The sequence below is a fragment of the Psychrobacter sp. genome, assembly GCF_030457785.1.
Taxonomy (GTDB): Bacteria; Pseudomonadota; Gammaproteobacteria; order Pseudomonadales; family Moraxellaceae; genus Psychrobacter.
This window is the reverse complement of the sequence record NZ_JAKDUI010000090.1, coordinates 1-9,908: the sequence shown is the minus strand read 5'-3', so window position 1 is coordinate 9,908 and position 9,908 is coordinate 1. Positions and strand designations below refer to the sequence as shown.

At 44.2% G+C, this 9,908-nt stretch carries 7 protein-coding genes and 2 tRNA genes; all 9 read right to left on the bottom strand.

The window, feature by feature from the left end:
- Window positions 1-332: 332 nt before the first annotated feature.
- The 9 genes from truB to tpiA all read right to left on the bottom strand — a co-directional run bounded on the left by truB (window position 333) and on the right by tpiA (window position 9,531).
- Entirely contained in the window at window positions 333-1,379 is a 1,047-nt protein-coding gene (gene truB, locus L0J61_RS06020) for a tRNA pseudouridine(55) synthase TruB (protein ID WP_301465428.1), read from the bottom strand.
- A gap of 8 nt (window positions 1,380-1,387) precedes the next feature.
- Complete coding sequence (locus tag L0J61_RS06015) at window positions 1,388-1,777, bottom strand: ribosome-binding factor A (protein ID WP_301465427.1); 390 nt, start codon at window positions 1,775-1,777, stop codon at window positions 1,388-1,390.
- 312 nt (window positions 1,778-2,089) lie between these two features.
- A complete protein-coding gene (gene infB / locus L0J61_RS06010; protein WP_301465426.1) occupies window positions 2,090-4,816 on the bottom strand; it encodes a translation initiation factor IF-2 in 2,727 nt (908 codons plus the stop codon).
- A 170-nt stretch (window positions 4,817-4,986) separates the two neighbouring features.
- Window positions 4,987-6,471 (bottom strand): transcription termination factor NusA, encoded by a 1,485-nt coding sequence (gene nusA / locus L0J61_RS06005; RefSeq protein WP_301465425.1) that lies wholly within the window; start codon window positions 6,469-6,471, stop codon window positions 4,987-4,989.
- Window positions 6,472-6,694: 223 nt separating this feature from the next.
- Window positions 6,695-7,195, bottom strand: a complete 501-nt coding sequence (rimP, locus tag L0J61_RS06000; RefSeq protein ID WP_301465424.1) for a ribosome maturation factor RimP — start codon at window positions 7,193-7,195, stop codon at window positions 6,695-6,697.
- 434 nt (window positions 7,196-7,629) lie between these two features.
- A tRNA-Met gene (locus L0J61_RS05995) sits at window positions 7,630-7,706 on the bottom strand.
- A gap of 123 nt (window positions 7,707-7,829) precedes the next feature.
- Window positions 7,830-7,914, bottom strand: a tRNA-Leu gene (locus L0J61_RS05990).
- A gap of 261 nt (window positions 7,915-8,175) precedes the next feature.
- Window positions 8,176-8,484: a preprotein translocase subunit SecG gene (secG, locus tag L0J61_RS05985; protein WP_301465423.1), complete on the bottom strand. Its 309-nt coding sequence runs from the start codon at window positions 8,482-8,484 to the stop codon at window positions 8,176-8,178.
- Window positions 8,485-8,721: 237 nt separating this feature from the next.
- Complete coding sequence (tpiA, locus tag L0J61_RS05980) at window positions 8,722-9,531, bottom strand: triose-phosphate isomerase (protein ID WP_301465429.1); 810 nt, start codon at window positions 9,529-9,531, stop codon at window positions 8,722-8,724.
- Window positions 9,532-9,908 lie beyond the last annotated feature (377 nt).

Here is a 9,908-nt window from a genome sequence, read left to right as displayed (position 1 = left end):
TGTTCGTGGTTTTTTTGTTCATGGATGTAAATTTTTAGCCGCTATCGAAAGTATTAAAGGTTTTTTATTAGGACTTATAATTTTATTTTTGATCCCTTAGTTTTTTATTTCTTAATTTTTTGTTCTCTACGGATTTCACGTTCCACATATGTTTTTATTATGCACTTTTAATTATTTTTCGATCAGCTTTCCCTAGCTGATGTAATTACTGTACAAAAAAAGCAGGTTTCACCATAGGCGAAACCTGCAATAAAATGTGAGGATATGTGATTAGTGTAAACCGCTAGTAAACTGGAGGAGGTTTACTAGCGGGTTATTTTAACAATGTATCATTAACGCTGAATGAGCTTTTTAGGCTGCAATCGCCCATTGAGACTTACCGCACCCAATCCAAGAAACAGTTCTTGCTCATTTAACAAACGGATATCTACCGGCACTTCATGCTCTAAGGGCTGCGTACTGGTAGTATTATCTGACTTTTCGTTAATATCGTGACTCTTCTTTTCACACAATTGACCACGAACCTGATTTGAGATATAAACTCTAAGGTCTTCTGTTAATTGGTCGAACACATTTAGGCGTTGACCCATGTGAATACGTTTGCATTGCTCAGGCGTTAATATCATTTCTGCGTTGATATCAATACAAGCATCTACCGGCATCAGCGCTGCTTGTCGGCTATCCAGCGGCAGTGCTTCTAACTCCGAAAGCGTGATCGCCTCATCAACATCAAACTTGCCAACTTGTATACGACGCAGTGCTGTCAAGTGCCCCAAAGTTCCCATAGCCTTGGCAATATCTTCGCCAAGTACGCGCACGTAGGTGCCTTTGCTACAAGTCACCGTCAACTGAATTTTGTCTTGATCAAGCGGTTTTAACTCAATGTCCTTAATTAAAATATCTCTAGGTGGGCGCTCTACCTCTATACCAGCACGGGCGTACTCATATAGTTTTTTTCCGTCTTTCTTTAATGCAGAATACATCGGTGGTATCTGTTGCTGCTTACCTGAAAACTGCTGTGCAATTCTATCCAACTCCACTGTGTCAAATTTTGGCACCAACATTGTCTCAATGATCTGACCTTCTGCATCACCAGTATCCGTCTGACTGCCCAGAAAAATCGTCGCTTGATAAGACTTATCAGCATCCAATTGATAATGGCTAAACTTTGTGGCCTCACCTAAACAAATAGGCAGTAGACCAGTTGCCATCGGATCAAGCGTTCCTGTGTGACCTGCTTTTTTACTATTATGACTCGGTGATTTAAAAAGGTACTTTACTTTTGACACCACCTGCTGAGACGTCATACCCTCAGGCTTATCTACTAGAATAACCCCTGAGACTTTTATTTTATCGGCTTGTTTAGACGGAATTGGCATACGCTTGGTTACTCATCATTCTCGTTTTTTTCGGTTTTACTGACAGCCTGATTGATTAGGTCCATCATATAATTACCACGCGCAGTCACTTCGTCATAATGAAAGCGCAAACGCGGCGTCGTGCGGGTTTTCAGACTATGGCTTAGCTCGGTACGTAAAAAACCCGCGGCTTTATTCAGCACCTTGATACTCTCTTCGTGGTTGGTCTTAGTCATGGCATCATTCAACTCTGGCTCCATGATAGTGACATACACATCAGCATACCCTAAGTCAGGGCTAACTTTGACACTAGACAGAGTCACGAAACCAGTTAAACGGGGGTCGTTAACGGCATCGCGAATGAGGACGGCAAGCTCTCGCTGAATTTGATCAGCTAAACGTTGTAAGCGTTGGTTCATGTTATTACCTTACATTAATATGGCTTATTTTTATCAATCTATATATTTGCTTGTTTATAAAGTTTAGATAGCGTGAAGCGTTCAACCTTGAAATTGCGTATTCGCGAACGCTTCACACATTCTAATATCATTGCTGTTTCGCTGCATCGGCATAATAATCAGTCAATGACATAAATGCTGGTTGCTGATGAAAAAGGCCTAGCAGGATATACCTGTTAGGCCTAAGTATAGCTGAATAATAAATAAATACCTCACTTGCTCAGCCAATTAGGCATGTTGCATCGTGTGGTACTCAACTATCGAGTACGAGTGTTAGATAGTACGGGCGAACTCTTGTATTTCAAAGACTTCGATTTTATCACCTGCTTCAACATCGTAGCCACGTACAGCAAGGCCACACTCCATACCGGTGCGCACTTCATTGACGTCATCTTTATAGCGACGTAATGATTGCAACTGACCAGTAAAGATAACCTTATCATCACGCAAGACACGAATAGGCTTGTTGCGATAGATAGTACCCTCAACCACCATACAACCAGCGGCTGCACCAAACTTACTAGAGCGGAAGACTTCACGAACATCAGCAACACCAAGGATTTTTTCACGGTGTTCAGGCGCTAACATACCACTCATAGCTGCTTTTACATCATCAATCAAACCATAGATAACACTGTAGTAGCGAATGTCCATCTTAGCATCGTCTGCTTTGCGGCGTGCAGTTGCGTCAGCACGGACATTAAAGCCTAATAATACTGCCTCACTAGACTCAGCAAGCGTGACGTCTGACTCAGAGATAGGTCCGACACCCGAGCTAATGACTCTGACTTTTACTTCATCAGTCGATAACTCATCCAGCGCAGCCAATAGCGCTTCTAACGAACCACGAACGTCTGTTTTCAGTACGATGTTTAAGAACGACACATCACCCTGTGCCATCTGGTCAAACATGCTCTCTAGACGCATGGCATTTTGACGCTCAAGCTGGCGCTCACGCTCACGATTGGTTCTAAAGTCTGCCACTTCGCGTGCTTTTTTCTCATCCGATACAACTAAGAACTCGCTACCAGCAGCGGGTGTTTCAGGCAATCCTAACACTTCTACCGGAATAGAAGGACCAGCCGATTTGATACGCTGACCACGCTCGTCTGTCATTGCTCGGACTTTGCCATAAGACTCGCCGGCTAAGACCAGATCGCCTTGTTTTAGCGTCCCTTTCTTAACGAGTACGCTAACGACAGGGCCACGTCCTTTCTCAAGTCTTGATTCGATGACCACACCTTGAGCAGCGCCATCGAGTGGTGCTTCTAGTTCCATCAGTTCAGCTTGCAAACCGATAAGCTCTAGTAGGTCTTCGATACCTTCGCCTGTTTTGGCAGAAATACGTGCCATTGGTGTATCGCCACCCCAATCTTCTGACACCACTTCTTTGGTAGTGAGGTCATTAAGGACGCGATCAGGGTCAGCACCTGGCTTATCCATCTTGTTAATAGCAACAATAATTGGCGTACCGGCAGCGCGTGCATGATCGATCGCTTCAGCTGTTTGCGGCATCATGCCATCGTCAGCGGCAACCACTAGTACGACAACATCAGTCGCTTGAGCACCACGTGAACGCATCGCACTGAAGGCGGCGTGACCTGGTGTGTCAAGGAAAGTGATGACACCACGATCCGTTTTCACATGATAAGCACCGATATGCTGGGTAATACCGCCAGCCTCACCAGTCGCTACTTTGGTTTCACGGATCTTATCTAGTAATGAAGTCTTACCATGATCGACGTGACCCATGATTGTTACTACTGGTGGACGCGTTTGGACATTACTACTACGCTCATCAACGGCAACATGAAGATCATCTTCCACCTTCGTATCACTAACTGGAACTGGATTGTGTCCCATCTCTTCAACAATCAGGCTAGCTGTTGCTTGGTCGATGGTATCTGACTCACGAGCCATCTCACCCATCTTCATTAGCAGCTTGGTCACTTCTCGTGCTTTGACTGCCATGCGCTGAGCTAAGTCAGCAACAGTAATGCGCTCACTAATCTCGACATCATGGACGATTTTTTCAACGGGTTTTTCAAACTTGTGCTGTGCTGCCTGCGTTGAACGCAACCCATTTTTGTTGTTTTTGAACTCGCGCTCACTTTGGTTTTTGCGGCGGCGACCACGAGCACCTGTACTGTTAGATCCTCGCTTAATCTCGCGACGCTCTTTCTCAAATGACTGCTCTAGTGCTTCGCCAACGATACCTTCAGCCAATGGCTCATCCTTACGGACTTCGGTAACGGGCTCACGATCTTTATACTTACCAGCCATCTTACGCATTTGCTCAAGCGTACGTTTTTGTCCTTCTTCCGCTTGCGCACGGCGAGTTTCCGCTTCGATTTCACGTAAACGCGCTTCTTCTTTTTCACGTGCTTCACGAGCTTTTCGCTCAGCAGCGGTTTCAACCTTTGGCTTAGTCGCAACTACTTGTTTCTTAGGTTGCTGTTTGGCTTTGACTTCAGCAGCAGCCTTGCTGCCTTTCTTCACAACCACTGATTTAGCAACATCGTCGTTTTTGTCATTTGACTTTTTGCTAGAACCCAAGCTTGCACGCATTGCATCTAGAGTAGCAGCTTGGCGCGCTTCGGCTTTTTTCTTAGTAGCAGCACGCTCCTCAGCTTCTTTAGCCGCACGTTCCTGCGCCTCAATAAGCGCTTGCTCACGGGCCGCTAACTCTTCAGCCATTTTCTCTGGGTTTGGCTTTTCAAATGTTTTCTTTTTGCGCACTTCAACATTGACACTCTTAGATTTACCTGAAGAGCCGGTCACGCGTGCGGTGCTAGTCGTTTTAGACTTAAGGCTAATACGACGCTTTTCTTGCTGACCATGACTGTGCTTTAAATACGTCACCAACTTCTCTTGCTCAAGCTCGGTGACTGGGTCACCCTCTGCGCGAGCAGGCAGCCCGGCATCTACCAATTGCTGCCTAACAGCACTTGTGGTTTTGCCTACCATATCTGCCAGTTCTTTGACGGTCTTATCTGCCATTTAATATCACCTACTGTCTATTATTTGCTATATGTTCAATTCAATTGTTGGCTACAAATGATTGGGGTAAGGCTGACATAAGTATGGTCTATAATATTACATTGATACTTGTCATCAGCGCTTTAATTTCAATAGCATATCACCAAAAGACAGCGATATGCAGTTACCGCTTATTCATCGAACCAAGATTCCCGAGCTTTCATGATGAGCTTTCCTGCAGTTTCAGAATCTAAATCTTCAATATCTTCGATATCGAAAACAGCTTGTTCTGCCAAATCATCGACGGTAATAATGTCGCGTTGGGCCATTTTATAAGCCCAGCTGACAGTCATACCTTCAAGGTCTTGTAGCTCTTGACTTGGCTCTTTCATATTGTGTTGTTTGACCAGCTCATCAGCGATGACGACGTCTTTTGCGCGCTCTTGAATAATATCAATCGCCTCGTCATCCAAACCTTCTATTTCATAGAAGGTATCAACTGGTACGTATGCTACTTCTTCAATGCTAGTGAAACCAATATCAACGAGTGCTTGTGCTAAGTCATAATCGACCTCTAGGCGCTCATAGAATAACTCAATGAATGCTTTCGATTCATTTTCTTGGCGCTGCTGATATTCTTCTTCTAGCATCATATTTAGTTTATAACCCGTTAGCTCAGAGGCCAAGCGAACGTTTTGACCCTGTGAGCCAATAGCACGTGCTAACTGGTCATTGGTACTAAAAATGATATCTGCGGTTAACGCATCTTCATCTAAAATAATACTGCTCACATCGGCTGGCTCTAAAGCGCTGATGATGAACTGAGCCGGATCATCAGACCAAACCACCACATCGATACGCTCACCGTCAAGCTCTTGCTGTACCGCTTGAATACGTGTACCACGCATACCGATGCAAGCACCGACAGGGTCGATACGATGATCGTTAGTCTTCACTGCTATTTTAGCACGTGTACCTGGCAAGCGAGCAACATGACGGATTTCGATGATTTCTTCCGCAATCTCTGGTACTTCTTTTTGCATCAAGGCTGATAGCATCTCAGGATGCGTACGTGACAACAGCAGCTGTGCGCCACGGTTTTCACGATTGACGTGATATAAGATGGCGTTGATACGAGACTTTGCACGTAACTGCTCGCGTGGCAGCATTTGATCACGTGATAAATAGCCTTCGGCGTTGTCGCCCAAGTCTATGATATAACCATCGCGTGTTTGTTTTTTGACTTCGCCATACATCATTTCACCAACACGCGTCTCAAAAGCATCTGCCACGAGCGCACGCTCGGCTTCACGTATTTTTTGAATGATGACTTGTTTGGCTTGGGTTGCAGCAATACGACCAAACTCAATCGACTCGATTTGTTCTTCTTTTACATCGCCGATCGACCACTGATCTTGATCCAGATCAGTAATAGCTAACTGACAAGCAGGCATTTCGTGGTCTTCGTCTGCAACCACTGTCCAATAACGATATGTATCATAATCGCCAGTTGTACGATCAATGGCCACTCGCACAGCCACTTCCGGCTGTTCGGTGTATACTTTTTTCTTAGTTGATACCACCAAAGCGTCTTCAATGGCCTCAAAGATGTCTTCAGGATTTAAGCCCTTTTCATTACTGACAGTTTCTACTACCGTTAAAATTTCACGACTCATGCTATACCTGTCCTATCATTTTTTAATTGACTTAAATTTTATCATTAATGTATTGACGTCTTACTTTTCATCAGCCGTCTTGGCTGTTTGCAAAGCAAGCTATTGGTTTACGATGCTTAGTGTTAACGAACCGCATTAAACCAAATTTTTTTGCTAATTTTGTTTAGCCGCTTCAGAGGAGCATTATTCAGCCCGTTGGTTTAATCAGTTCGTACTAACAAAACTAAACGTCTTCATAAACCAAGTTGGCTTTATCAATATTGCTTAATGCAATTTCAAACTGCTCGCCATCAGCGGCAGTCAGCTGTAATGACGTTGCATCGATGCTATCTAAAGTACCTGTCGCTTTACGGCGTTTCTGCTCGCCCGTACCAATAGCCTGTATCAGACGCACACTCACTGTCTGACCCACATAGTCATGCATTTGTTCATCTGAAAAGAATGCACGGTCAAAACCGGGTGACGATACTTCTAAAACGTACTCGCCAGCAATGGGGTCATGAACCTCAAGAATACCGCTCACCTGATGATTCACAGCAGCACAGTCTTCAATCGTCACGTGCTTATCTTGGGCTTGGTCTTCTGGCAACGCCTCGATATAAATACGCAGTAGTGAGCGACGGCCTTGCGGCGCAAACTCTATGCCCCACAACGCCACATCACAAGCGGCTACTGCAGGGGCAATAATATTTGTCAGTTCTGCAACTTTGGTCGATAGCTTCATAATCTCTTTATTTCTTCCTATTCACTTTTCTATCGTACTTGGTAAACCGTATTGGTCATCCTGTTTATCGCTTGCTGCTAGCATTCACTCATCAATATAAGCAACACTCACATGCTGTAAGCCACAGACAGGTCATTATATGTTCTATATATGGCTGATCCAAGAAACATCAAGCTCAGTCAAACATTGCTTATATGACTCATAAAGCAAAACTATCGATCAAGAAAAGAGGAATAAAAGATAGAATCTTTACGAGACATTCATGCCAATGATGACAAGTGAGGGCTCGTATCGTACTTGAGAGCACATAGAGCTTAGCATAAGTAGGATAGAACCGCGATGACACTAACGATCAGATACAAAAAAACCCACAAACATAATGGTGGGTTAATCATTACTGACAAATTTAGTGTACAAGATATCAGTACAAAAAGTGGTAGCGGGGGCTGGATTTGAACCAACGACCTTCGGGTTATGAGCCCGACGAGCTACCAGACTGCTCCACCCCGCATCAATCTAGAACGCATATTATAGGGAAACTTAATAGGGTTGTCAATAATTATTTTAAATTATTTTTAAATCAATCATTACCAACCGATAAATCCAACTTGACGCTATGCGGCGTCATCAAACTTGGTGCGATTGGGGGGACTTGAACCCCCACAGCTTGCGCCACCACCCCCTCAAGATGGCGTGTCTACCAATTCCACCACAATCGCATTTTTACTACTCCGTATTAGTATTCAACCTATCGTATTTGATGCTTGAGGCTGGCATCGATAGCGTAGGACTACTAAAAACAGAAAAGCATTGTAAGGCTAATATCTAAAAATAGCAAGCACTGCCTACTCAAAAGAAAAACAATAGTGGCGCAGTCGCTTATAATAACTTAGTTCAATCAAACAACGGTATTGCAAATAGCCGTCGCCTAAGTAATGTGTCACCTAAGTAATACGCCACTCAAGTGATAGCAGCAGTGATTACTGCGGATCCTCGGTCAACGGACGTGGTGTCTCCGGTGCTACCACTGGTGCATCTAAACGAAACTGACCTTCCGCTTGCTCACGAGCATTGACGGCCAACGTCATACTGGTAATGAAAAACACCACCGTCAACACTGCCGTCGCACGGGTTAGAAAGTTTGCAGTGCCAGCGGCACCAAAGACGGTACCAGATGAACCGGCACCAAACGAAGCCCCAGCATCTGCCCCTTTGCCATGCTGTATCAAAATCAAGCCAATCATGGCAATCGCCACAATAATGTGCAGGGCTAATATAAACGTATACATGGTGGCCTCTTTTGCCGCGTAATAACGACTGATAACAGAAAGTAAATCTTAAGTCTAAAAGTGCAAGCAACAAGCATGCGATGAATCTGAGTCAATCATATTGAAATTAAATAGGACGCATTGTACACGATTGCAAGGTCAGTGTTAAACCCACTTTTACTAACTGATACAGACATTTAAGATATAGACGACAGCATTGATATCTATTGTGTTCTTGCGACAAATTCTTTTGGCAAGCTAAAGGCTAGCACGATCAAAAGCATCGGCGATTGCCAAAAAGCTGTCTGCCTTTAAAGAAGCGCCGCCAACCAACGCACCATCAATCATAGAATCCGCAGCGAAACTGTCGGCATTGTCAGCATTGACACTACCGCCATACAAGACTGTCATACTACCCAACGAATCAGCAAAACCTGCCACCGTTTGCTTAATATGCTGATGAGTTTTGCTCACCTCTTCTACCGTTGGCACTTTGCCTGTCCCGATCGCCCATACGGGCTCGTAGGCGACGATCAGACGCTCAGCTAATAAGTTGGCACTATCTGGTTGCTGAGCAAGAAGCGCTTTAATCACTGATAACTGCTCATCAACGACATCAAGCGTTTCTTTTGCATCATACTGAGTTTGAGTCTCACCGATACAAAACACCACACCCATATCTTGAGCGATGGCGTGAGTCATCTTGTGCAGCAAGCAGTCTTGCGACTCTTGATGATACTGCCGCCTCTCAGAATGACCAAGTATCGTCCATTTTGCACCAGCGTCTGATACCTGCTGTGCCGAACAATCACCAGTATAAGCGCCAGTACTTGGGCTATGAGCGCTGATATCTTGAGCAGCACAAAGTATCAAGCTATCTTTTAAACGGGTGCTGACATCTGCTAAATGAATGAAACTTGGCGCCACCATCAACTGGCAACGACTTGATACCTCCGGTGTGGTCTGATCTTTTTTAGCAACGTTAGCCAACAAGTCATCTAACAAGATATCGACATCTTGACTCGTTGCCGGATTTTGTTTCCAATTACCAATCACCCACGCGTGCATACCCACCTACCCTTCTCATTTATGCCAATTTGGCCAATTATGCGCGCCAGTATAGCAAATAATTTACAAGTGCTATAGTAGCGTAAGGTTAATCCGTACTGTCCGTTTTGACGTACATGTTTGCTATTGTTACCAATATGCTTGTGGCTGCCCCACGGATCTACTACTTAATCTCTCTTAATGTCCGGCATTTTCTGTGGAATAATACGATAGTTAATATTAAGCCTTCAAATTGTAGTAAATTTCCATATCATTATATCTAAAAAATCGAATACTATTGATCAGCAACTGCTTGACTCGAACGATAGTAAAATTGATTTACGGTGTAATGGACATTTTTCATGCTGGCGTATGGTCTAACGCTATATACTGTCTAT

What these genes read in the sequence shown, in the direction of transcription:
- truB (WP_301465428.1), bottom strand. Translation starts at nt 1,379, where the DNA reads ATGCCAATTCCGTCTAAACAAGCCGATAAAATAAAAGTCTCAGGGGTT.
- L0J61_RS06015 (WP_301465427.1), bottom strand. Translation starts at nt 1,777, where the DNA reads ATGAACCAACGCTTACAACGTTTAGCTGATCAAATTCAGCGAGAGCTT.
- infB (WP_301465426.1), bottom strand. Translation starts at nt 4,816, where the DNA reads ATGGCAGATAAGACCGTCAAAGAACTGGCAGATATGGTAGGCAAAACC.
- nusA (WP_301465425.1), bottom strand. Translation starts at nt 6,471, where the DNA reads ATGAGTCGTGAAATTTTAACGGTAGTAGAAACTGTCAGTAATGAAAAG.
- rimP (WP_301465424.1), bottom strand. Translation starts at nt 7,195, where the DNA reads ATGAAGCTATCGACCAAAGTTGCAGAACTGACAAATATTATTGCCCCT.
- secG (WP_301465423.1), bottom strand. Translation starts at nt 8,484, where the DNA reads ATGTATACGTTTATATTAGCCCTGCACATTATTGTGGCGATTGCCATG.
- tpiA (WP_301465429.1), bottom strand. Translation starts at nt 9,531, where the DNA reads ATGCACGCGTGGGTGATTGGTAATTGGAAACAAAATCCGGCAACGAGT.